Here is a 22533-nt window from a genome sequence, read left to right as displayed (position 1 = left end):
CCATTTTTTATTTCCATTATTCCCCTTTGAAAGCACGTTTAAGCTTTCCAAACAAACTATCATCTTGCTCTTCTTGCCCTGCAAATTCACGCAATAAATCTTTTTGGTGTGAAGTTAATTTCGTCGGCACAACAACACGAACGACTACATATTGATCTCCTTGACCATATCCACGTACGTTCGGAGCACCTTTTCCTTTTAAGCGGAATTCTGTTCCTGTTTGTGTTCCTGCTGGAATTTTCAGCTTCACTTTGCCATGAACAGTAGGAACTTCTACTTCCGCACCAAGTGCCATTTGCGCAAATGTTAATGGCATTTCGCAAATAATGTGATCTCCTTCACGCTCAAAGAATTCATGGTTTCTTACATGAACAACAACATATAAATCTCCTGCCGGCCCACCATTTACGCCTGCTTCACCTTTTCCAGATACACGAATTTGTTGACCATTATCGATACCCGCTGGAATTTTAACATTAATTTTTTTACGTTTACGAACTTTACCAGAACCGTGACACGTCGTACATTTCTCTTTAATCATTTGACCAGTTCCTGAACAATGACCACAAGCTTGACGGTTAACAATACGACCAAACGGTGTATTTTGTTCTACACTTACTTGACCTGATCCTGAACAGTGTTTGCATGTTTCTTTTGAAGTTCCTGGCTTTGCCCCGCTACCTTTACAAGTATCACATGGGTCTTCCACTGGAATCTCAACGTTTAATTCTTTACCAAAAATAGCTTCTTCAAACTCTAAAGTAACTTGATATTGTAAATCAGCACCCTGACGCGGAGCATTTGGATCACGACGTCTGCCGCCACCACCGCCAAAGAATGAACTAAAGATATCTTCGAAACCGAAGCCACCGCCGAAGTCTCCTCCACCGAAACCTTGATTCGGACCAGCGTGACCAAATTGATCATACTGTGCGCGTTTTTGATCGTCACTTAATACTTCGTATGCTTCTTGTACTTCTTTAAACTTTTCAATTGCATTTTCTTCTTTACTTACGTCTGGATGGTACTTTTTAGCCAAACGACGATAGGCTTTTTTTATTTCATCTTTAGAAGCGCCCTTGCTAAGTCCAAGGACCTCGTAATAGTCTCGTTTACTCATAAATTTGCAACCCCCGAATCTTTCACATAAACGTAATTTTAACACCGAAAGAAAGTGCTTTGCAACAAAGTTTCCTCACTTACAGTATGCAAAGTAAAAAACTTAAGAACCTCACACTTTTCTTCTCATTCATGAAAAAAGCCAAAGCCAAGGCACGCTTGACTTTGACTTTTTGTCATCTTACTTATTTATATTACTTATCTTCTTTTACTTCTTCAAACTCAGCGTCTACTACATTGTCTTTCTTCGCGCCAGCGTCTTGTGCTCCTTGTGCACCTTCTGCTTGCCCTGCAGCTGCTTGAGCTTGCTCGTATAATTTAACAGTTAATTGTTGTACGATTTCTTGTAAAGCGTCTTTTTTCGCACGGATTTCCTCAAGCTCGTTCTTCTCGATCGCAGCTTGTAATGCTTCCTTCGCTTCTGTTGCTTTTGCAACTTCAGCCGCATCCACTTTACCTTCTAAATCTTTTACAACTTTATCCGTTTGGAATACAAGTTGGTCAGCTTCGTTGCGAAGTTCCACTTCTTCCTTACGTTTTTGGTCAGCGTCAGCATTTGCTTCTGCTTCTTGTACCATACGATCTACTTCGTCATCAGAAAGACCTGAAGAAGATTGGATTGTAATAGTTTGCTCTTTGCTTGTTCCTAAGTCTTTTGCACGTACGTTAACGATACCGTTCGCATCAATATCGAATGTTACTTCGATTTGTGGAATACCACGTGGTGCTGGCGGAAGGTCTGTTAATTGGAAACGACCTAATGTTTTGTTGTCAGCTGACATTGGACGCTCACCTTGTAGTACGTGAATGTCTACTGCTGGTTGGTTGTCAGCAGCTGTTGAGAATACTTGTGACTTACTTGTTGGAATTGTAGTGTTACGCTCGATTAGTTTCGTGAACACACCACCCATAGTTTCGATACCTAAAGAAAGTGGAGTTACGTCTAATAATAGAACGCCTTCTACATCACCAGTTAATACGCCACCTTGAACTGCAGCACCTAATGCTACAACTTCATCTGGGTTTACACCTTTATATGGCTCTTTACCAGTTTCACGTTTAATTGCTTCTTGTACAGCTGGGATACGTGTAGAACCACCAACAAGGATAACTTTATCTAATTCGCTTGGAGCAAAACCAGCGTCTTTTAATGCACGACGAGTTGGCTCTAACGTTCTTTCAACAAGACCTGCTGAAAGCTCTTCGAATTTCGCTCTTGTTAATGTTAATTCTAAATGTAATGGACCAGCAGCTCCAGCACTAATGAATGGTAATGAAATTTGTGTTTGTGTTACACCTGAAAGGTCTTTCTTAGCTTTTTCAGCTGCATCTTTCAGACGTTGAAGTGCCATTTTATCTTGGCTTAAATCAATGTTATTTTCTTTTTTGAATTCAGCTACTAAATGATCGATAACAACTTGGTCAAAGTCGTCTCCACCAAGACGGTTGTCACCAGCAGTTGAAATAACTTCGAATGTTCCGTCTGCTAACTCAAGGATAGATACATCAAATGTACCGCCACCTAAGTCATATACTAGAATTTTTTGTTCTTCATCTTGTTTTTCTAAACCGTAAGCAAGTGCTGCTGCTGTTGGTTCGTTAATAATACGCTCAACTTCTAAACCAGCGATACGACCAGCATCTTTTGTTGCTTGGCGTTCTGCATCGTTGAAGTACGCAGGTACTGTAATAACAGCTTTCGTTACTGTTTCACCTAAGTACGCTTCAGCAGAAGCTTTTAAGTTTTGTAAAATGATTGCAGAAATTTCTTGAGGTGTATAATCTTTACCTTCAACTTCTACTTTGTAGTCTGTACCCATATGACGTTTAACAGACATGATTGTATTTGGGTTTGTAATTGCTTGACGTTTCGCAACTTCCCCAACTTGACGCTCTTCATTTTTGAAAGCTACAACAGAAGGTGTTGTACGGTTTCCTTCTGGATTTGGGATAACCTTTGGTTCTCCACCTTCCATAACAGCTACACAAGAGTTCGTTGTACCTAAGTCAATACCGATAATTTTACTCATGGCGATTCCTCCTACTTTTATGTAAATTATTGATTTACTTTTACCATTGATGGGCGAATCACACGGTCTTTTAGTTTATAACCTTTTTGGAATTCCTCCACAACCGCGTTTGATTCAAATTCACTGTCTTCCACTTGCATAATAGCTTGGTGCTCATTAGGATCAAACTGTTTACCAACAGATTCAATCACTTCAACACCTTCTTTAGTCAACGCTTCTAGTAATTGACGATGCACCATTTCCATACCTTGTAACAAGGATTTCGTTTGCTCATCAGTTGTTTCCACTTGCATCGCTCTTTCAAAATTATCAAGAGCTGGCAAAATATCTGAAACTAAACTTTGAGCTCTATATTTTTCAGCAGCCTGTTTATCCATTTGGACACGGCGCTTATGATTTTCAAAATCAGCTTGTAGACGTAATGTGCGACCTTCCGTTTCCGTTAGTTTCGCTTGTAACTCGTCTACTTTTTCTTGTAAAAGAGCAGCCTCACTTTTTTCTTCTACAGTTTCTTCACTGTTTTCTGGCGTGACAGCTTCTTCAACTTGCGCTTCTTTTACTTCTTCTACCACTTGTTCGTTACGCTCTTCCACAATTTTCACCTCCTTAAAAGGTATTAGGTATCATGTATAACATGATTACCTAAGCATTATATATTACACACAGCAATGAAAATTTCATCACTTGAGCGAATGTATTACTCTCATTTACTTTTTAAGTCCGTCTGTAAATTGTCTTGTAAATAACTGCAACAAACTAATTACACGAGAGTATTGCATTCTCGTCGGACCTAAAATCGCAATTGTTCCTAGTTGCTCTTCTCCAATCGAATATGTTGCAGAAATTAAACTACAATCTTCCATAGCTATTGAAGAATTTTCCCTACCAATTTTCACTTGAATACCAACTTGTTTATGACGCAAAATATCATAAAACTCAGCTTCGTTATCAATCATCGTCAGCAAGGACCTTACTTTTTGAATGTCATGGAACTCTGGTTGCGAAAGCATATTTGCTTTTCCTCCAAAGTATATCTTTTCCGATAAAGGAACTTGAAATGTACCATCTAACATTTTTATTGCACTATCGTAATTATGAACATACCCACGCAATACTGTAACAATCTCTTTAAAGATCTTATTATGAAGTTCCAACATAGGTACACCCGATAGCTTTTCATTTAAAATATTAACCATTTTTTCTAAATCTGATAAATCAACAGATTCCGGAACGGTAATCGTTTTACTTTGTACATGCCCTGTATCCGTTACAATAATAGCGACTGCTGTTTGACGATCAAGCGGTACAATTTGCACGTTTTTAAGTTTATTTGTGCTTAACTTAGGCCCAAGAACAATAGCCGTATAGTTCGTAAGCTCTGATAAAATTTGAGCAGATTGCTGTGCAACTTTTTCTGCTTCAAAAATTCTTTCAGCAAACAAATCTTTAATTTGTACAATCTCATCGTTCGGTAAGTTTTGTGGTGCTAAAAGATGGTCTACATAAAATCGGTATCCTTTCTCAGAAGGAACACGTCCAGAAGAACTATGCGTTTTTTCAATAAAACCTAATTCTTCTAAATCAGCCATTTCATTTCGAATAGTAGCTGAACTAAATGTAATTTCCTCTTTTTTAGCCAACGTTCTAGACCCAACGGGCTGCGCTGATCCAATAAAGTCATCAATAATTGTTTGTAAAATTAAGAGCTGACGTTCCGTAAGCATCTCATCATCACCTCTGTTAGCACTCTTTGTCTTTGAGTGCTAAATCTATTAATAACTTACCAAAATTGACATTCAATTGTCAACGGAAACGTCACGAAATAATGAAACTTTTTCATGTTTATGGAACATTTAATTAGTCAATCAAAAATGACTGGAACACTTCATTCCCCAATAATTTTCCTTTTCGTGTTAAACGCACATATCCATCTCTCTCTTCAAGCAATCCTTGTTCTTGATTGCTTTGTAACTGCTTCGCGAAAACTTGATCCATCTCCATATTGAATTTCTTTTGGAACTCTATCTTGGAAACACCTTTTGTTTTTCGAAGCCCTAAGAACAACTCTTCTTCCATTTTTTCTTTCTCCGTCACTACTTGAACGTCTAAATATGGAAATCCGGTTTCATCAATTTTATTGAAATATTGCTTGAGCGGCCCTACATTTTGGATACGTTCTCCATTTACATAACTATGCGCGCCAGCTCCAAATCCATAATACTCTTCATTATTCCAGTATGTGAGATTATGTCTACTTTCATTATCACCTTTTGAGAAATTACTAATTTCATACTGTTTATAGCCATGTTTCTCCATTTCATCCATTACCATTTCATACATTTTCGCTTCATGGTCTTCACCTGGAAGTCTCAACTTCCCTTTATTCATTAAGTTATAAAATACAGTCTTCGGTTCCACAATTAATGAATATGCTGAAAAATGTTGTACACCAAGCGTAAAGGCAATGTCTAATGTTTCTTTTACATCTTCTATCGTCTGTCCTGGCAAAGCATAAATAATATCTACATTTATATTTTTAAAGCCCACTTCCTGCGCTTCTCTAATTGCTAAAAATGCATCTTCCCTCGTATGCTTACGCCCAATCTTCTCAAGTAGCTCATCACGAAACGTTTGCACACCAAAACTAATTCGGTTTACTCCACCTTCTAACAATAAGTTTAACTTCTCTTTCGGTAAGTCGCCTGGATTCGCTTCAAACGTTAATTCACAATTCGGCGCAAATGGACGCAAACGACGGTTAATGATATCGAGTAGTTTTTTTGTCTGTTCCATATTTAATGCTGTCGGCGTTCCTCCACCAACAAAAATCGTTTTCATACTATCAAACGGTACTTTTTGAACCGTGTTTATTATTTCTTTCTCTAGATACTCTAAGTATTGATCGACCGGCTGGCGTTCAATAAACACTTTATTAAAATCACAATAGTGACAAATATGCTGACAAAATGGAATATGAATATATGCAGCTTGTACCAAATATAACTCCTACCTTTCTAAAAAGAAAACCTCCGCGCTCCGGAGGATTCTCTACTTCTCTAATGTATTACGAATTTGTTCCATTCGCATTTTTCCCCAATCATACATCATTTCAACGATTGGTAAAAGTGACATACCTAGTTCTGTCATATAGTACTCAACACGCGGAGGAATTTCCGGATATACTGTTCGATCAACAATCCCGTCCTCCATTAATTCTTTTAATTGATTCGACAACACTTTATGAGAAATACTCGGGAACAGTCGTTGCAATTCACTAAAACGATGCGGACCTTCCACACCTAAGTGCCACAATATCACAACTTTCCACTTCCCACTAATAATAGAAAGTGTCAATTCCTTTTCACAATTAAAATTCCCTTTTTCTATTTTATCTTGAATATCTTTTCGAATATTTTCGGACATTAATAGTCTCCTAACTCTAGATCAATCACTAAAAAGCTCTCTCATCATTGTAAATGAGAGAAGCTAAGATGTCTAAAAAGTAATTATACAGAAAAAAAGAAGCCGCATAAACGACTCCTTTTTTATTTTAATTATTAGTTGTCATCCATTTTCAGTACAGCCATGAATGCCTCTTGTGGTACTTCTACAGAACCAACAGACTTCATACGTTTTTTACCTTCTTTTTGCTTATCAAGAAGTTTACGCTTACGAGAAATGTCACCACCGTAACATTTTGCAAGTACGTTTTTACGCATCGCCTTAATTGTAGAACGCGCTACAACTTTGTTTCCGATAGTCGCCTGAATTGGCACTTCAAACTGTTGTCTTGGAATTAATTCTTTTAATTTCTCTACAATTACTTTACCACGGTCATACGCTGAATCACGGTGCACGATGAATGATAAAGCATCCACTTGTTCATTATTTAAAAGAATATCCATTTTCACAAGTTTAGATGGTTTATAACCAATTAACTCGTAGTCAAATGATGCATATCCTTTCGTATTTGATTTCAATTGATCGAAGAAATCATATACGATTTCTGATAACGGGATATCATATGTCAATGTAACACGTGTTTCATCTAAATATTGCATATCAATAAACGTTCCACGTTTACCTTGGCAAATTTCCATTACAGCTCCAACATAGTCATTAGGAACCATAATTGCAGCCTTCACAAATGGCTCTTCTACACGATCGATAGACTGTGGATCTGGCATATTAGATGGATTATCAACAATAACATCTTCACCGTTTGTTAAATAAACTTTATAAATAACGCTTGGCGCTGTTGTAATTAAGTCAATCTTAAATTCACGTTCAATACGTTCTTGAATAATTTCCATGTGAAGAAGTCCTAAGAAACCACAACGGAAACCAAATCCTAGCGCTTGAGATGTTTCTGGTTCAAACTCAAGAGCAGAATCATTCAATTCTAGTTTTTCTAATGCATCACGTAGGTCGTTATAACGAGCAGAATCAATCGGATATAAACCACAGAATACCATTGGGTTTAGCTTACGATATCCCGCTAACGCCTCTGCAGCTGGACGTTTCGCATGTGTAATCGTATCACCAACGCGTGTATCACCAACGTTTTTAATAGATGCTGCTAAGAAACCTACATCACCTACTGTTAACTCGTCACGTTGCGTTGTTTTCGGTGTAAACACACCTACTTCTGTTACTTCAAATTCTTTTCCAGTTGCCATCATACGTACTTTATCGCCAACTTTTACCGTTCCATTTACAACACGGATATAAGCAATTACACCACGATACGGATCATATAAAGAGTCGAAAATCATACATTGTAACGGCCCTTCTGAATCACCTGTTGGAGCTGGTACTTTTTCAACGATTTGTTCTAAAATTTCTTCAATACCAATTCCAGCTTTTGCTGAAGCAAGTACTGCTTCTGATGCATCTAAACCAATTACATCTTCTACCTCTTGACGTACACGTTCTGGGTCCGCACTTGGTAAGTCGATTTTATTAATAACTGGTAAAATTTCTAAATTGTTATCAAGCGCTAAATATACGTTTGCTAACGTTTGCGCTTCAATACCTTGCGCTGCATCCACAACAAGAATTGCACCTTCACAAGCCGCTAAACTACGAGATACTTCGTACGTAAAGTCGACGTGTCCTGGTGTATCGATCAAGTGAAGAATATACTCTTCACCGTCTTTCGCTTTATACGTTAATTGTACTGCATTTAATTTAATTGTAATACCGCGCTCACGCTCTAACTCCATAGAGTCAAGTAATTGCGCCTTCATTTCACGCTGTGTTAACGCGTTTGTTTTCTCCAAAATACGGTCTGCCAACGTTGATTTCCCGTGGTCAATGTGAGCAATGATGGAGAAGTTACGAATTTTGGACTGTCTTTTTGCTCTTTCTTCTTTATTCATCTATGTTCTCAACTCCTAATAGTCTCGCCAATATACACTAGCACTGATTATATCAATAGAGCAGCAAAGATTCAATGAAAACTCGTGCTGCTTACAAGACAAATCATTCTATCTATATCTTATGCGAACAAACCATAAGAGACAAACTTTTTTCAAATTTAAAAACGGTTGTCTTTCAAATCTAACAGACAACCGTCCTTCCCACTCTCCTTAACTAAAAATCCCTTTTAGCTTCCCAACAACTATATCCGTTCCGAACTTAGTTATATCGTAAGTAACACTTGCTATCGCCATACCAATACCTTCTACGACATTGAAACTCCTTAAGTTTTCTAACTGTTTTTGTTTTTCAACAGCTGAAAATGCCTCGCCCAAAATTTCCGATTCAACTCCTGCACCTTCTGTTCCTGTCATATGAGCAATTTGTTCATATGACAACTGACGGTATCCCTTCATACTTTTCAAACCATGATTAGCAAGTCCTACTCCTGCTATCATCATAAGTAAACATACGACTGTACCGCACATACACAAGAGCGCAAATCGACTCCAACTATTGTCATCTCTATCCATCAATGTGTATATGCCCCTGTATTATCCTGATCAATTTGATGATGCAACGCTGCATTTAAACCACTTGCTATTACATTTGCCATATCCTCTATAAAAGCATCTACTTCTTTTGGGGTCACCATTAAATTATGACCGAGAGGAGATAACACTTCATAAATTAATTTCCTCTTCTCTTCATCCTCCAACGTACCGACAGCACCTAAAAACATATTTCGGCTCTTTTCATCCGGCATATCTTCTTCTGTTAACTTTTTCTTTTCTCCAAATGAAAATCCCGCTGGTAATAAAGACCGTGACGGCTTATGTCCCTCTTTCATCTCTCTTCCAAAGTGCTTCAAAATAAAATCGATTGTATCACTCGTAATAGAAACTGCGTCTACTACAGTTGGAACACCAATCGCAATAACAGGAATCCCTAATGTTTCTTTACTTAGTTCCTTACGTTTATTCCCAACACCTGATCCAGGATGAATTCCTGTATCAGAAATTTGTATCGTGCTATTTACTCGTTCAATAGAACGGGCGGCTAATGCATCAATTGCAATTACAAAGTCTGGCTTTGTTTTCTCAATGATTCCATAAATCACATCGCTCGTTTCAATTCCTGTAATTCCCATTACTCCTGGCCGGATTGCACTAACAGGTCTAAATCCTTCTTCTACACTTTCAGGCTGTAATTGAAATAAATGTCTCGTTACCAGTACGTTTTCTACAACGATCGGTCCGAGCGCATCTGGCGTTACATTCCAATTCCCAAGACCAACAATTAAACAACTTGCTTCTTTTGAAACTCCAACATCCTCGAGGAAATAAGAAAATTCCTTCGCAAAAATACGCTCTACTTTTTGTTGAAGTTCCGTATCTTGTTGACGTATACCTTGCACTTCAAGAGTTAAATAATTTCCAGGTTTTTTCCCCATCGATTCAGATGCAATTTCATCAATAGTTACTTTTGTAATTGTAACTCCCTCTTCTTCCCTCTCTTTTACAATAACTCCTTGTATCCCTTTTTGTTCTTCTTGGCGCTCTTGCAGCATTTGATGCGCCTCCACAGCCAGGTCAGTTCTAACACTATATTTACTTAAATCTAATGGTTCTTTCATCGTATCTCCTCCGTAATTCATAGTAAATATCGTTAGATTTCCCCAAGTTATATTAGGTCATTCTTTCCTTTACGTGAAATTTCATTGATATACTATTGCAATTCTCTTCACCGTTTGATAGAATATCACTTGTTCTATGTAAGAATCGAGTCATTCGATTGCACCAGGGAGGTGAAAAGTATGGCAAACATCAAATCTGCTATCAAACGCGCTAAACTTAGCGAAGAGCGTCGTGCACATAACGCTTCTATCAAGTCTGACATGCGTTCTGCTGTTAAAACTGTAGAAGCTTTAGTTACTAATAACGATCTTGAAAATGCTAAAGAAGCTTTCAAAACTGCTTCTAAAAAACTTGACAAAGCAGCTCGTAAAGGTCTTATCCACCAAAACGCTGCAGCTCGTCAAAAATCTCGCTTAGCGAAACAAGTAAACGCGTAAGGCGTTTAAAAAACGATCCATTCGGATCGTTTTTTTATATACAAAAAAAGCTCACGTAACAAGTACATGAACTTTTTCGTATCATTACAGATGATTTAACCGCATTAAGAAAAACTCGAGCACAAGTTTCTTATCCATTTTTCCAGTCTTCATACTGTAATCAGCTTCCGCTAATTCTAAAATAACTCTTTTTAATTCTTCAAAAGAGAAAAATTTCGTTTGATTCATCGCCAACTTTACACGATACGGATGTACACCAATATGGGAAGCAATTTGATTTTGTCCATAACCGCGTTGTTGTAACTCCTTTACTTGATTCAGCAAACGGAATTGACTTACTAATAATGCGAGTAACTTAATTGGTTCTTCCTGCTGTGTGAATAATCCATCCAAAATTTGCATCGCACCTGCGATATCTTTTTTTACCACTTTTTCTGTCAAAGCAAACACATTTTGCTCAACGGATTTTGGTACAAGTTCCGTCACAAGTTTCGATGTAATTTCCCCGCCCATACCGACGTATAACGTTAGCTTGTCCATTTCCTTCGCTAACATTGTGACATTACTTCCCACAAGCTCTAATAACAAACTAACAGCCGGGTTATCAATATATACATGTGCCTCTTCCGCACGAGAAACAACCCACTTCTGGACATCTTGCACTTGCATCGCATTCGCTTCTACTACATCCGCTGTTTTCTTTAATAGTTTCGTAATTTTTTTTCGTTCATCTAATTTTTCATAAGGCGCAACGAAAACAAGAATAGAAAAAGGAGAAGGTTCTCCGATATATTCTTCTAAAATTTTTATATTTTGTTCTAATTTTTCTTTTTGTGCCGTTAAAAATAATGGTGATTTTATTAATATAACTTTACGATCTCCAAAGAATGGAAGGGTACGTGCATCCTCAACCACGTCTTCTAAATACGCTTCTTCTAAATCATATGTCACAACATTAAACTCTCGATCTTCCTCTTCAAGTGCTTCCGTTGTAATCAGTTTTATCGTTTCATTTATAAAATACGCTTCCGTTCCATACAGTAAATACAACGGAGCAAACTGTTTCTTTTTAATTTTCTTATGTATATCACTCATACTTTTTCCTACTCCCTAACTTGGCAATATATATTTATACTAATGCCCTAGCTTTTGTTTTACAAGTACAAAGGAACAGGCTTTATAACCCGTCCCTTTATTTATATAAAACGCCACGCAATAAGTCCCGGGTTTCTTATTGGTGTGCGGTAATCACCTTCCCTTTATTATTCACAATAAAAATCCAAGTATAAGTGCCAACTGTTAACATGATTGGAAACGAAAAAATCACGTTACTTAACGAGCTCAAAGTAGGAAAAATACTCGATTTCTCTTCATATATAAATTGTAGATTTTTTTCTGACAATATTTTATACTAAAGTGGAATGTTGGGGAGGGATTCTAAATGAATAATTTTGAACAAAACGTTCAAAGTAAACGCAATGACGCTATTGATTCAGGGGTAGGATTTATCGTCTCATTTGGTTTTTTCGCAACACTTTTCATCATTGCAACTGTTATTAAATTTATCGGTTCTTAAAGGCTGCCGCTTAATGGCAGTCTTCTTTTTTATCTATTATGTGTTTCATCATATGTGATTTTACTGCGAAAGGTTCCTTTTTCCCCTTTAAAAACATAAGAAATAGCACCTTGCTTATCCGTGCGCCATATTTCAATACCATCCTTCTTAAAACCTTCTATAACTTCCTTATGCGGGTGCCCATACCTATTGCGCTCTCCAACTGAAATAATCGCTACACCCGGCTGTACAAGGCTCAAAAAAGGTTCGGTAGATGACGTTTTACTCCCATGATGCGCAACCTTCAAAATGTCAGCCCGCAACTCCGGATATGTTGATACTACAAGCCGTTCACCTTCTTCTTCTAAGTCACCCGTGAATAACCATGTTAACCCTCCTAATTTCGCCCATATTACAACCGAAGAATCATTTTCTCCTTTTTCTTTTCCTTTTGGAGCTAATACAAAAAATTCTGCTTCATTTACTCTCCAGCTCTCACCCTCTCCTACTACACTTACCTTCACTCTCTTTGCTAACGCTTGTTTCTTTAACGCTTTTTCTAATACAGCATCTTGGTCCTTTCTCCCAAATACAACTTCTTTTATAGTAATAGATGATAATAAATCCTGTGCAGCACCTATATGATCCGCATCTCCATGCGTTACAATTAATTTATCAATTGTTTTAATACCTTCCTTTTGTAAAAAAGGAATAAGAATATCATGCCCAACAGAAAATTCATGCTTTTTTTCTTGCCATGCCTCCTTCTTGATATGAAGCGCTCCACCTGTATCAATAAGATAAACCCCTTTATCGTACGGGAGACGAATTAATATCGCATCTCCCTGTCCAACATCAAGAAATGTAATACTCCCACTTTCGCGAAAATATGGTGATACATAATGACACGTACAAATAAAAAGAAATACGCCTACAACCATGAAAAAAATCCTTTGGGATATTCTCTTTTCCCAAAACACCAATATGCTAATAATGCTAAAACAATATATAATCACAAGAATTAAGGGTGTTTGACCGAAAGTAAGGCGGATAAACGGGAAATTTTCACAGTAGCTTAAAAAATTATTAGAAACTGTTAAACATATCGATAATACATATGCAATTCCTTTCGCAAGAAATGGAATGATCGGCATACATAGAAGGATAACAATGCTACAGGGTAATACAAGAATAGATAGAAACGGAACATACAAAAGATTGAGGAAAATACTATAAGGAGAAAAACAACCAAAATGATATAGCAAAATCGGGGTGCTAACGAGCTGTGAAACAACAGAAATATAAATCGTATTTCGGATTGCTCCGTTACTACGCGCTAGTAATATCGGAGCAGATAACAGTAAGGCAAAGCTACCTACAAATGAAAACTGGAATCCAATATTGAAAATAAAATACGGATCGTATATAAGCATACATATAGCCGTTATACTTAATGCATCTAAGCTAGATAAGCGAACAGAACATATGAAAGCTACTAGCAACAATACCCCTGTTATAGAAGCCCTTACGACAGACGGTGATGCACCTGCTATGATCATATACAGAGGAATACAAACTATAAGACATACCGTTGCTCTCTCCTTCGTTACACCACTTCTTAGTAAAACAAAATACATTATAACTATCAGCAATACGATATGCGAACCTGAAATTGCCAACAAATGTATAAGACCAAATTGTTGATATTGTTCTTCTACTTCAAACGACATTTGTTGTCGATCTCCAAATAATAATGCGTTCATAAACGCACCTGACTGTTCCGGAAATATTTCTGTAACTTTCGAGATTGCTTGCTGCCTAAAAAAGAAAATCCACTGCACGAGAGACAACGATGTTCTATGGCATTCAGAAATATCGCTCACATTGAATGTAAAATGTATTTTTTGCTGGTATAAATAATCACGATAATCAAAGGCATGAAAATTCCTGGCAGTTTGCGCTTCTTGCTTCTCCCCTTTAAATGTACATGCTATTCCTGCAAATAATTGGCGCAATTGCTCCTTTTCTGATGCAGATTGAATTTTATAGTTCAACTGTACTATATTCTCATTTTGATCTTTAATTTGAAAAGAAAGGCGATCCCCATTAATAAAAGGTGTATTTTGTATAACACCTCGTGTAACTTCGTAGGACTCTCCTAGAGGCTTATTTTGACTTTGAACATACGTGGTATACATAGCGCCACTAAAACACGCTAACATACAAATGATGAAGGTTATATGAGAGGTACGATACAAATAAAATAAAACATAACTAACGAAACAACAAGCAGTCAACAAATACGACGAGGAAAAGGCAATTGCAATCCCCATTATAAACGAGATTGCAACATAGCCCCATTGTCCCTGCAACTCATATCCACTCCTTATAGCATCATTTTTGCTTTCGTGAATACATGCTGTAATTCTTCCATTGACAAACTATCTTTTTCGAAAGATGAGAATAGTTCTTTTAACTGCAAATGACGCTCTTGCTCCTCTAGCGAGGCAATATCGTATTCTAGCGGAACGTGTTTCACTGTCACATTTGCTTGTTCAAACAACTCTATGGCATACGGATGGTTTTTATAATCCTGTGCATAATAAACTGCTGTAATACCACTTTGAATAATCGCCTTGCAACATTGCAAACAAGGGAAATGCGTAACGTATATTTCCGATTCCTCTGTTTTCACACCAAACTTCGCACATTGCAATAAAGCATTCATTTCAGCATGAATTGTACGAACACAATGATTGTCAATGACATAGCAACCATCGTCTATACAATGCACACCACCTTTAATTGAACCGTTATATCCGCCAGCAATAATTCGTTTATCACGAACGATTGTCGCTCCTACCGCAAGCCTTGTGCATGTACTACGCAAAGATAATAAATGGCTTTGCGTCATAAAATATTGATCCCATGAAATTCGTTCCATATCTTCACCTACTTTTTTGTCTACTTGTAGTGTAGCGAAAAAAGAAAAACTTCGTCAATCTTTTACGGAATAATTATTTGATCTTTTATTTTCTCAAGTGACTTCGTTCCAATCCCGTCAATCTCCAATAAATCTTCTATTTTCTGAAACGGTCCGTGTTCTTCTCGATATTTCAAAATACTTTCCGCTTTCCGGGAACCAATACCTGTTATTTTTTCAAGTTGTTCTTTAGAAGCTGTATTTATTTGTACTTTCCCCTCTTTTTTTGAAGAAGCAGCCCCCTCTTGCACTGGTTCATTTTTGTTAGGAATATAAAGAAGCATTTGATCTTGTACAACTTGTGCCAAATTCACTTTCTTTATCTCTGCATCCGGTAAAAAACCACCTGCTTTTTCAACCGCATCCTTCACCCGCTCCCCTTCCTTCATTTCATACACACCCTCTTTAAAAACAGCTCCTTTTACATCAATTACAATTGTTCTTTTCTGCTCCTTTGTGCCCAATTCTTTCGGTTTCCTTTTCTTCTCCACATCTTTCATTTGAACATCTGTTGTCATAATTGTTTGCTCTGCATGCTGGTTCGTTTTCCAGAAAAAAAGAAAAATTACAGTTCCAATAATAACCACTAATCCCAACCATTTTTTCGGAAAATCCCACATCATTTTACACCTCTAATCATAAATTCATAACATCATTCATATTGTTTAGGAGAAAGCCGTTACGAAGGAGGGATGAAACATTGAACATAGGAATTATAGGGACAGGGAACATGGGGAATATACTAATCGATGCATTTTTAGAAACCCGTGCTGTCAAACCTTCGTGCCTTACTATTATTAATCGGACGCCTGCCAAAGCATATCATATAAAGGAAAAATACCCTTCTGTTCATATAGCCAAAACAATCCAAGAAGTAATCGAACACTCCCAGCTTATTTTCATTTGCGTAAAACCGATAGACATATACCCTATCCTACAAAAATACGCTGAACATTTTTCAGATGAAAAGTGCTTAGTTTCTATTACAAGCCCAATATCTCCATCACAATTAGAAACGCTTATACCTTGCCATATCGCACGAATTATTCCAAGTATTACAAACCGTGCTTTATCTGGCGCATCACTATTTACATTTGGAAATAACTGCTCTGAAGAATGGAAACAAAAACTACATCATCTATTCAAAAAAATTTCTACTCCCCTTGTTATAGACGAAGATATAACGCGCGTTTCATCTGATATAGCAAGCTGTGGCCCTGCTTTTTTTAGTTATTTATTACAATGTTTTATTAACGCTGCTGTAGATAAAACGAATATTACACATGAAGAAGCCACTACTTTAGTAAGTGAAATGGTCATTGGAATGGGGAAATTACTTGAAAAAGAAATTTTTACATTACCTACTTTACAAGAAAAGGTATGCGTTAAAGGCGGTGTTACAGGAGAAGGTATTCGCATTTTAGAAGAGCACGTTGGGGATATGTTTCATAAATTAATCGAACGGACACATGAGAAATTTGATGAAGATTTAAAGTGCGTTGAGCAGCAATTCAATAAACACACATAATAAATACGCCATCGTAATTCCAAATCCTTTAATTAATAGTTATCTTTTTCATGCTACATTTTCACTAAAACTAGCATTTTTACACTTTACACATATCTTCTTTTTATTTTTCTAGAACTAAAACTACATCTTTTCTATAAAACAAAAGCAACCTTAGCGGTTGCTTTTGTTTTATCCATTCTTCTTCGCCATAAAAAAGATGCGCTCTGTTTGTTCTGTAACTTCAAGTCGCTCAAAGTCACCAGTCACGCGAAGCACTGTAAAACCAGCTTCTTCAAGCCATTTCGTTAGCTCTTCAACCTGATATGCACGTTGCACGTGACATTCGTCAAAACGATGATACACTTCTTCTTCTGGATCTTGAACAAAGAATGTTAAATCATGTTCCACACTATCTGATTCTTCTCCAGGGAAGCAGTTCCAAATAAGTGATATTTCTTCGCCATTCACTGTGTACGTTTCATTTTGAAATACATGATGTATTTTATATAAAGAATGTACATCGAATAAAAACAAGCCATCTTGACGTAAATGGTGGAAAACTCTTCTAAATGTTTCTTGTACTCCATCTTCTTGCAATACATAATTTAATGAGTCACAAAAGATTGTCACACAATCGAATTCACCAGGAACATCAAGTTCTCTCATGTCTTGTTGGTAAAAAGGAATAAAGTAACCTTCTCCCCCCAATTTTTGCTGTGCGACAGTTAACATTTCTTCCGAAAGATCTACACCAATCAAATCATAACCTTTTCGCACAAGCGGAAGTGTTACGTTACCAGTTCCACATGCTACGTCAAGAATTTTTGCCTCTTTCATAGATGCCTGTTGCAAACTTTCCTCTGTGAATTCCACCCATTTATCATAAGGGACATCATTCATCAGTTCGTCATACAGCAAAGCAAATTGTTCGTATTTCATTGATCTAGCTCATCTGCAATATCTTCACGCGGCACATCGCCCCATAGACGCTCTAAATTATAGTGATTACGCTCGTCTTTATGGAATACATGAGCAACCACATCACCAAGGTCTACTAAAACCCAACGCGCTTCATCAAAGCCTTCCATACGTTGTACGTTAATTTCGAACTCATGTGCCTTCGCTTTAATTTCACGTGCAATTGCTTGCACTTGCTTGTCTGAATTTCCGTGACAAATAATAAAATAGTCTGCAATCGGTGAAATACCTTGCATATTTAGTACAACCATATCTTCTGCTCTCTTATCATCAGCTGCTTTTGCCGCTAATACTAATAACTCTTTATCTTTCATTTATTAATTTCCTCCTTGATAACTGCATTGTATGTTTGGAATGTTAATGGATAAATCGTTTGATCTTTTTCCATTAAAAATTGAATTGTCCGCTTTAAAGCAAACAGTAAAGCTTGATTTATATCTTTATATGCGAGTTTCCTCGCTTCTTCCACACCAGGAAACTTACGTCCTGGTTCAATGTAATCTGCTACATAAATAACTTTATCTAACATTGTCATTTTTTCATGACCACTTGTATGATATGTAATAGCTTGTAGAATTTCAGGATCAGTAATGCCTACTTCTTTTTCTACTAAGTATGCCCCAACAGGTGCATGCCATAACTCTTTGTTATAGTGCAGTAGATTCTTCGGCAAATCTTCTCTCTTGATAATCTCTTCCATTTCTGGAATCGCTCTACATTTTGCATAATCGTGAAATATAGCAGCCATCTCTGCCTTTTTTTCATCTACATCATATAACCTAGCAAGTTCAATCGCTGTTTCCATTACACCAACCGTGTGTATATAACGTTTTTCATGCATTTGTTGTTTGACAATGCTAAGTGCTTCCTCACGATTCATACAACCCATTCCTCTCGATATATACCTGTACTTTTTCGGGGAGTAAATATTTGCACGTTTTCTTCGTCATATATCTCTCACGTAACAAAGAAGAAGAAACTGCAAACTCCGGAATTTCCACTTTCACGATATCATAAGGCGTATGTAATGTATAACCTGGTCTTGCAACTCCAACGAAAGTCACAAGCTTAAGTAACTTTTCAATGTTATACCACTTCGGCAAATACTCAACCATGTCTCCGCCAATAATAAAGTGAAACTGCACATCCGGATACTTTTCCGTTAATTGTACCATAGTGTCGTACGTATAAGATGGGCCTTCTCTGTCTAGCTCTTCTAAACAAATTGAAAAGTATGCTTCTTCCTCAGTCGCTATTTGCAGCATGTTTAATCGACTTTTCACACTCGTAATGTTACGTCCTTGCTTGTGCGGTGGAATTTGATTCGGTAAAAACCATACCTCTTCCAACCCTAAAGCATGATACACTTCATTTGCAATTAACAAATGCCCATTATGAGGTGGATCAAACGTGCCACCAATAATGCCAATTTTTCTCAAAAGAAACGCTCCTTCCTTTTACATACAGCAACTCTCCCCATAAATTTTCGAAGAGAGTCTACTGTTAATAAAAGTTCAATTGGTTTCACTTTCTACATATCAAGCGTCCACTACGAAATAACTCACGTATACCTTTTATCGTGGAAGCTTAATTTGCTTATTTTCTCTAGATTCTTTATATAAAACAATTGTGCTTCCGATTACTTGAACGATTTCAGCTCGCGCACCTTGTGCAAGCTCTTCTGCAACTTCACGACGATCAAATTCACAGTTTTGTAATACGCTCACTTTAAATAGTTCACGAACTTCTAATGCTTCTCCAATTTGTTTCACCATATTTTCATTTACGCCGCCTTTTCCAACTTGAAAAATCGGTGTTAAATGATGTGCCTTTGCACGTAAAAATCTTTTTTGTTTTCCTGTTAACATATAATTAGCCTCCAAGCTCTCTCATTACTAATTGTTTCATTCTATCAATATTCGGCACACACCCTGTCCACATTTCAAACGCAAGTGCTCCTTGATAAACGAACATATCGATTCCATTTTGAATTATTGCCCCTTGCTCTTTCGCATCGCCTAAAATTTTCGTCTCAAATGGATTATAAATAATATCAGAAACAATCGCTCCTTTTTTCAATGAACGAATTTCGAGCGGCGTATGCTCAACATGTGGATGCATACCTATCGTTGTTGTTTGAATGATAATATCATATTCCCCTTGAGCTTTTGCTGCGTGTTCTAGCGATAGAGCATGTGAATTAACATTTGCCAAACATCCAGCGACAAGATTCTCCGCCTTATCTCTCGTACGATTAGCAATATCAATTGCTTTCACACCTACATCTGCAAGTGAGAAATAAATAGCTCGACTAGCACCGCCTGCACCGAGCAATAAAATACGTTTCTCTTGAAGCGGCTCTTTACTAATTGACTGTAAGGCACGAACAAAACCAATTCCATCCGTATTATACCCAATCAATTTTCCATCTCGATGAACGACCGTATTTACTGCACCGATTTGCTCTGCTAGCGGGGCAACTTCATCTAGATACTCCATAATTGCAACTTTGTGCGGAGTTGTTACATTAAACCCTGAAATTCCTAATGCTTTTAAACCTTTTACTGCTTCCCCTAACGCTGCTTCTTCTACAAGAAACGCGTGATAGTGGGCATCCATATTCAAGTGTTCAAATGCATCGTTATGCATAACAGGTGATAATGAATGTCCAATTGGATTTCCGATTACACCATATAATTGTTTCATAAATCCCTCTCCATATTAAATTAAAGATTTACGCAATGAAACACTTACTCCTTTTGGTACATGAGCAACAATTTTCGCTCCTGATTCATTTACAGTAACCCAGCCCAACCCAGAGAATACAACGTCCGTTTTCGGCTCACGAATATTAAATTCATATTTCACAAACTCAGGCATATTTTCTAATTCTTCTGGTGTCGGTGGATTCAATAATTCTCCAGCGTGTCTTTCGTACAATTCATCAGCCTTTTCAAGCTTTGTACGATGGATTGTTAAACGGTTTGAGAAATGACAAGTGAATGCACGACGGCCCCCACTTACATAATCAAATCGTGCTAATCCACCAAAGAATAATGTTTGCTCTTCATTTAATTGGAATACCATTGGCTTAATTTCTGTAGTCGGTGTAATAAGCTTTAAGCTTTGTTTCCCAACATAATGTGCCATTTGATGATGATTAATAATACCTGGCGTATCAAATAAAGAAGATTCTTCGTCTAATGGAATATCAATTAAATCAAGTGTTGTTCCTGGGAAATGTGATGTTGTAATTACATTCTCAGTCTCATCACTAAACTCTTTAATCATACGATTAATAAATGTTGATTTACCAACATTCGTACATCCAACAACATAAACATCTTTACCTTCGCGGTAATACTCAATTGCATCCGCAAGTTCAGTGATTCCTTGCCCTTTAGCTGCACTGATCAAAAAGACATCTTCTGGTTTTAAACCAAGTTGCTTTGCACTATAGCGCATCCAATGTTTTACTTTATCATGTTTAACTGACTTTGGAATTAAGTCAGCCTTATTCCCAACAAGTAATACTTTATTATTCCCTACAAAACGATGTAAGCCCGGTAACCAGCTACCATTGAAATCGAAAATATCTACGATCTTGACCACTAGTGCGTCCGATTGTCCAATTCCGTTCAAAATACGAAGGAAATCATCATCTGTTAAAGATACATCTTGAATTTCGTTATAATGTTTCAAACGAAAACAGCGTTGGCAAATTACTTGTTCTTTTTCTAAAGATGATGCAGGAGCGTATCCTACTTCATTTTTATTTTCTGTTTGAATTTCTACACCGCAACCAATACATTTAATTGTTTCAGTCAAACTTTATTCCTCCCAATTAATTAAGCCTTTTTTCTTCATGTTTCTCATAATTCTTCGTTCAATTTTTCGATTAAAGCGTGTTACCAATCCGTCTGTTTGCGCTACTGGTACAACTAAAATTGTATGAAGTCCCACACGATTCCCACCGAGCACATCCGTTAGTAACTGATCTCCAATTACTACAACTTCATCTGGTTGTAAGTGCATCTCGTTTATTGCGCGCTTAAAGGCACGAACAAACGGTTTACGTGCACTATGAATAAACGGAATACCTAATGGGTCAGCGAAGTCTTTAACGCGTTGCTCGTTATTATTTGAAACGACCGTTACTTGAATATCATTTTCTTTCATTTTCAAAAACCACTCTTCAAGCTGTGGTGTTGCGTTTGGACGATCCCATTCAATTAAAGTGTTATCTAAATCAGTGATAACTCCTTTAATTCCACGCTTTTTCAAATCTTCTGGTTGAACATGATATACATTTTTCACATATTCATTTGGTAAAAATAACTTCAATTTCTTTCACCTCTTTGAGGATTTTTCATAAAATTTTTCGACAACATTTTTCGATAGATAACCTGTGGATAAACTTGTACACACTTTCCACATTAATTTTTCAGTTAATTTGGAATTTACTAACAATCTATACACATTTTATCCACTGAGGTATGTGGATAACCTCTTGTTTGTGACTGTCATATTTTTTTGGTACATTAAATGCAACAACGAATCAATCCTTATATTATTAGGAGGTGACTCACCTTGAAAACAAAACATATGGAACAGTTATCTACTGAGTTACTCACTGAGTCTTATTATAAAGCAAAAGAACTAAAATTAAATCCCGACTTCATTTTACTTATAAAACAAGAAATTATTCGGCGCTCGTTAGAGGACAAGCTCGTCAGATCTTCTTGAGTACATATAGATTGCTGATTGACCTGTAAAAAGAGCCATCCTGCGATGGCTCTCGAATAAACAAGTACTCCCATCTAGGGGATTTCTTCATTAAGCATCTTTGTCCATATTTCTTAA

General features: G+C 37.0%; 25 protein-coding genes. 4 read left to right on the top strand and 21 right to left on the bottom strand.

Annotated features, from left to right (window positions below):
* Positions 1-16: 16 nt before the first annotated feature.
* The 9 genes from dnaJ to gpr all read right to left on the bottom strand — a co-directional run bounded on the left by dnaJ (position 17) and on the right by gpr (position 10206).
* The gene (gene dnaJ / locus Q3V31_RS14810; RefSeq protein ID WP_000043943.1) at positions 17-1120 is read right to left on the bottom strand and encodes a chaperone protein DnaJ; all 1104 of its coding nucleotides are present in this window, start codon (positions 1118-1120) and stop codon (positions 17-19) included.
* 193 nt (positions 1121-1313) lie between these two features.
* Entirely contained in the window at positions 1314-3149 is a 1836-nt protein-coding gene (dnaK, locus tag Q3V31_RS14805; RefSeq protein ID WP_000034705.1) for a chaperone protein DnaK, read from the bottom strand.
* Positions 3150-3175: 26 nt separating this feature from the next.
* A complete protein-coding gene (grpE, locus tag Q3V31_RS14800) occupies positions 3176-3742 on the bottom strand; it encodes a nucleotide exchange factor GrpE (protein WP_000392708.1) in 567 nt (188 codons plus the stop codon).
* A gap of 114 nt (positions 3743-3856) precedes the next feature.
* Positions 3857-4873, bottom strand: coding sequence for a heat-inducible transcriptional repressor HrcA (gene hrcA / locus Q3V31_RS14795; RefSeq protein WP_000954960.1), 1017 nt, complete (start codon positions 4871-4873; stop codon positions 3857-3859).
* 133 nt (positions 4874-5006) lie between these two features.
* Positions 5007-6146 (bottom strand): radical SAM family heme chaperone HemW, encoded by a 1140-nt coding sequence (gene hemW / locus Q3V31_RS14790; RefSeq protein ID WP_329765565.1) that lies wholly within the window; start codon positions 6144-6146, stop codon positions 5007-5009.
* 51 nt (positions 6147-6197) lie between these two features.
* Entirely contained in the window at positions 6198-6572 is a 375-nt protein-coding gene (locus Q3V31_RS14785; protein ID WP_001293537.1) for a winged helix-turn-helix transcriptional regulator, read from the bottom strand.
* A 134-nt stretch (positions 6573-6706) separates the two neighbouring features.
* Positions 6707-8530, bottom strand: a complete 1824-nt coding sequence (gene lepA / locus Q3V31_RS14780) for an elongation factor 4 (RefSeq protein WP_001030965.1) — start codon at positions 8528-8530, stop codon at positions 6707-6709.
* 210 nt (positions 8531-8740) lie between these two features.
* Positions 8741-9103: a YqxA family protein gene (locus tag Q3V31_RS14775; protein WP_000373336.1), complete on the bottom strand. Its 363-nt coding sequence runs from the start codon at positions 9101-9103 to the stop codon at positions 8741-8743.
* Entirely contained in the window at positions 9103-10206 is a 1104-nt protein-coding gene (gene gpr / locus Q3V31_RS14770; RefSeq protein ID WP_000662633.1) for a GPR endopeptidase, read from the bottom strand. Before gpr ends, Q3V31_RS14775 begins: the two co-directional genes overlap by 1 nt.
* 180 nt (positions 10207-10386) lie before the next feature.
* Between gpr and rpsT the strand changes: the two genes are divergently transcribed.
* Positions 10387-10644, top strand: a complete 258-nt coding sequence (gene rpsT / locus Q3V31_RS14765; RefSeq protein ID WP_001274011.1) for a 30S ribosomal protein S20 — start codon at positions 10387-10389, stop codon at positions 10642-10644.
* Positions 10645-10728: 84 nt separating this feature from the next.
* On the opposite strand, the gene holA is transcribed toward rpsT, so the two are convergent.
* Positions 10729-11739, bottom strand: coding sequence for a DNA polymerase III subunit delta (holA, locus tag Q3V31_RS14760; RefSeq protein WP_071734834.1), 1011 nt, complete (start codon positions 11737-11739; stop codon positions 10729-10731).
* A 346-nt stretch (positions 11740-12085) separates the two neighbouring features.
* Here holA and Q3V31_RS14755 point away from each other — a divergent pair, with 346 nt between their 5' ends.
* The gene (locus Q3V31_RS14755; RefSeq protein WP_001058627.1) at positions 12086-12220 is read left to right on the top strand and encodes a YqzM family protein; all 135 of its coding nucleotides are present in this window, start codon (positions 12086-12088) and stop codon (positions 12218-12220) included.
* A 29-nt stretch (positions 12221-12249) separates the two neighbouring features.
* Here the strand turns inward: Q3V31_RS14755 and Q3V31_RS14750 are convergent, their stop codons facing one another.
* The 3 genes from Q3V31_RS14750 to Q3V31_RS14740 all read right to left on the bottom strand — a co-directional run bounded on the left by Q3V31_RS14750 (position 12250) and on the right by Q3V31_RS14740 (position 15805).
* Positions 12250-14571 (bottom strand): DNA internalization-related competence protein ComEC/Rec2, encoded by a 2322-nt coding sequence (locus Q3V31_RS14750; RefSeq protein WP_329765564.1) that lies wholly within the window; start codon positions 14569-14571, stop codon positions 12250-12252.
* 14 nt (positions 14572-14585) lie between these two features.
* A complete protein-coding gene (locus tag Q3V31_RS14745) occupies positions 14586-15143 on the bottom strand; it encodes a ComE operon protein 2 (protein WP_000439790.1) in 558 nt (185 codons plus the stop codon).
* A gap of 62 nt (positions 15144-15205) precedes the next feature.
* Entirely contained in the window at positions 15206-15805 is a 600-nt protein-coding gene (locus Q3V31_RS14740; RefSeq protein WP_000989945.1) for a helix-hairpin-helix domain-containing protein, read from the bottom strand.
* A 77-nt stretch (positions 15806-15882) separates the two neighbouring features.
* Between Q3V31_RS14740 and comER the strand changes: the two genes are divergently transcribed.
* Positions 15883-16710 (top strand): late competence protein ComER, encoded by an 828-nt coding sequence (gene comER / locus Q3V31_RS14735; protein ID WP_001020557.1) that lies wholly within the window; start codon positions 15883-15885, stop codon positions 16708-16710.
* A gap of 171 nt (positions 16711-16881) precedes the next feature.
* Here the strand turns inward: comER and Q3V31_RS14730 are convergent, their stop codons facing one another.
* From Q3V31_RS14730 to Q3V31_RS14695, 8 genes are all read right to left on the bottom strand, one after another.
* Positions 16882-17631 carry a class I SAM-dependent methyltransferase gene (locus tag Q3V31_RS14730; protein ID WP_016130264.1) on the bottom strand — a complete coding sequence of 250 codons (750 nt, stop codon included), beginning with the start codon at positions 17629-17631 and terminating at the stop codon, positions 16882-16884.
* Positions 17628-17984, bottom strand: a complete 357-nt coding sequence (rsfS, locus tag Q3V31_RS14725) for a ribosome silencing factor (RefSeq protein ID WP_000653209.1) — start codon at positions 17982-17984, stop codon at positions 17628-17630. The genes Q3V31_RS14730 and rsfS overlap by 4 nt, the downstream gene beginning before the upstream one ends.
* On the bottom strand, positions 17981-18550 hold the full coding sequence (gene yqeK / locus Q3V31_RS14720) for a bis(5'-nucleosyl)-tetraphosphatase (symmetrical) YqeK (protein ID WP_001078256.1): 570 nt from the start codon (positions 18548-18550) through the stop codon (positions 17981-17983). Before yqeK ends, rsfS begins: the two co-directional genes overlap by 4 nt.
* On the bottom strand, positions 18540-19109 hold the full coding sequence (locus Q3V31_RS14715; protein WP_001226028.1) for a nicotinate-nucleotide adenylyltransferase: 570 nt from the start codon (positions 19107-19109) through the stop codon (positions 18540-18542). The genes yqeK and Q3V31_RS14715 overlap by 11 nt, the downstream gene beginning before the upstream one ends.
* A 135-nt stretch (positions 19110-19244) precedes the next feature.
* Positions 19245-19538, bottom strand: coding sequence for a ribosome assembly RNA-binding protein YhbY (yhbY, locus tag Q3V31_RS14710; RefSeq protein WP_000955223.1), 294 nt, complete (start codon positions 19536-19538; stop codon positions 19245-19247).
* Between the two features lie 4 nt (positions 19539-19542).
* Positions 19543-20376, bottom strand: a complete 834-nt coding sequence (gene aroE / locus Q3V31_RS14705; protein WP_000812067.1) for a shikimate dehydrogenase — start codon at positions 20374-20376, stop codon at positions 19543-19545.
* Positions 20377-20391: 15 nt separating this feature from the next.
* Positions 20392-21498, bottom strand: coding sequence for a ribosome biogenesis GTPase YqeH (gene yqeH, locus Q3V31_RS14700; RefSeq protein WP_000140802.1), 1107 nt, complete (start codon positions 21496-21498; stop codon positions 20392-20394).
* A gap of 3 nt (positions 21499-21501) precedes the next feature.
* Entirely contained in the window at positions 21502-22014 is a 513-nt protein-coding gene (locus Q3V31_RS14695) for a YqeG family HAD IIIA-type phosphatase (RefSeq protein ID WP_000765303.1), read from the bottom strand.
* A gap of 246 nt (positions 22015-22260) precedes the next feature.
* On the opposite strand from Q3V31_RS14695, the gene sda reads away from it, so the two are divergent.
* Positions 22261-22416 carry a sporulation histidine kinase inhibitor Sda gene (gene sda / locus Q3V31_RS14690; protein WP_000850095.1) on the top strand — a complete coding sequence of 52 codons (156 nt, stop codon included), beginning with the start codon at positions 22261-22263 and terminating at the stop codon, positions 22414-22416.
* Positions 22417-22533 lie beyond the last annotated feature (117 nt).

The organism is Bacillus nitratireducens (assembly GCF_036320425.1).
Classification (GTDB): Bacteria; Bacillota; Bacilli; order Bacillales; family Bacillaceae_G; genus Bacillus_A; species Bacillus_A nitratireducens.
Note: the sequence above shows the minus strand (reverse complement) of the source record. Positions and strands in the feature narration are given on the sequence as shown.

Excerpts from the sequence above, each read along its gene's own strand:
- dnaJ (WP_000043943.1), bottom strand. The coding sequence starts at position 1,120 with ATGAGTAAACGAGACTATTACGAGGTCCTTGGACTTAGCAAGGGCGCT.
- dnaK (WP_000034705.1), bottom strand. The coding sequence starts at position 3,149 with ATGAGTAAAATTATCGGTATTGACTTAGGTACAACGAACTCTTGTGTA.
- hrcA (WP_000954960.1), bottom strand. The coding sequence starts at position 4,873 with ATGCTTACGGAACGTCAGCTCTTAATTTTACAAACAATTATTGATGAC.
- Q3V31_RS14785 (WP_001293537.1), bottom strand. The coding sequence starts at position 6,572 with ATGTCCGAAAATATTCGAAAAGATATTCAAGATAAAATAGAAAAAGGG.
- lepA (WP_001030965.1), bottom strand. The coding sequence starts at position 8,530 with ATGAATAAAGAAGAAAGAGCAAAAAGACAGTCCAAAATTCGTAACTTC.
- Q3V31_RS14775 (WP_000373336.1), bottom strand. The coding sequence starts at position 9,103 with ATGGATAGAGATGACAATAGTTGGAGTCGATTTGCGCTCTTGTGTATG.
- gpr (WP_000662633.1), bottom strand. The coding sequence starts at position 10,206 with ATGAAAGAACCATTAGATTTAAGTAAATATAGTGTTAGAACTGACCTG.
- rpsT (WP_001274011.1), top strand. The coding sequence starts at position 10,387 with ATGGCAAACATCAAATCTGCTATCAAACGCGCTAAACTTAGCGAAGAG.
- holA (WP_071734834.1), bottom strand. The coding sequence starts at position 11,739 with ATGAGTGATATACATAAGAAAATTAAAAAGAAACAGTTTGCTCCGTTG.
- Q3V31_RS14755 (WP_001058627.1), top strand. The coding sequence starts at position 12,086 with ATGAATAATTTTGAACAAAACGTTCAAAGTAAACGCAATGACGCTATT.
- Q3V31_RS14745 (WP_000439790.1), bottom strand. The coding sequence starts at position 15,143 with ATGGAACGAATTTCATGGGATCAATATTTTATGACGCAAAGCCATTTA.
- Q3V31_RS14740 (WP_000989945.1), bottom strand. The coding sequence starts at position 15,805 with ATGATGTGGGATTTTCCGAAAAAATGGTTGGGATTAGTGGTTATTATT.
- Q3V31_RS14730 (WP_016130264.1), bottom strand. The coding sequence starts at position 17,631 with ATGAAATACGAACAATTTGCTTTGCTGTATGACGAACTGATGAATGAT.
- rsfS (WP_000653209.1), bottom strand. The coding sequence starts at position 17,984 with ATGAAAGATAAAGAGTTATTAGTATTAGCGGCAAAAGCAGCTGATGAT.
- yqeK (WP_001078256.1), bottom strand. The coding sequence starts at position 18,550 with ATGAATCGTGAGGAAGCACTTAGCATTGTCAAACAACAAATGCATGAA.
- yhbY (WP_000955223.1), bottom strand. The coding sequence starts at position 19,538 with ATGTTAACAGGAAAACAAAAAAGATTTTTACGTGCAAAGGCACATCAT.
- aroE (WP_000812067.1), bottom strand. The coding sequence starts at position 20,376 with ATGAAACAATTATATGGTGTAATCGGAAATCCAATTGGACATTCATTA.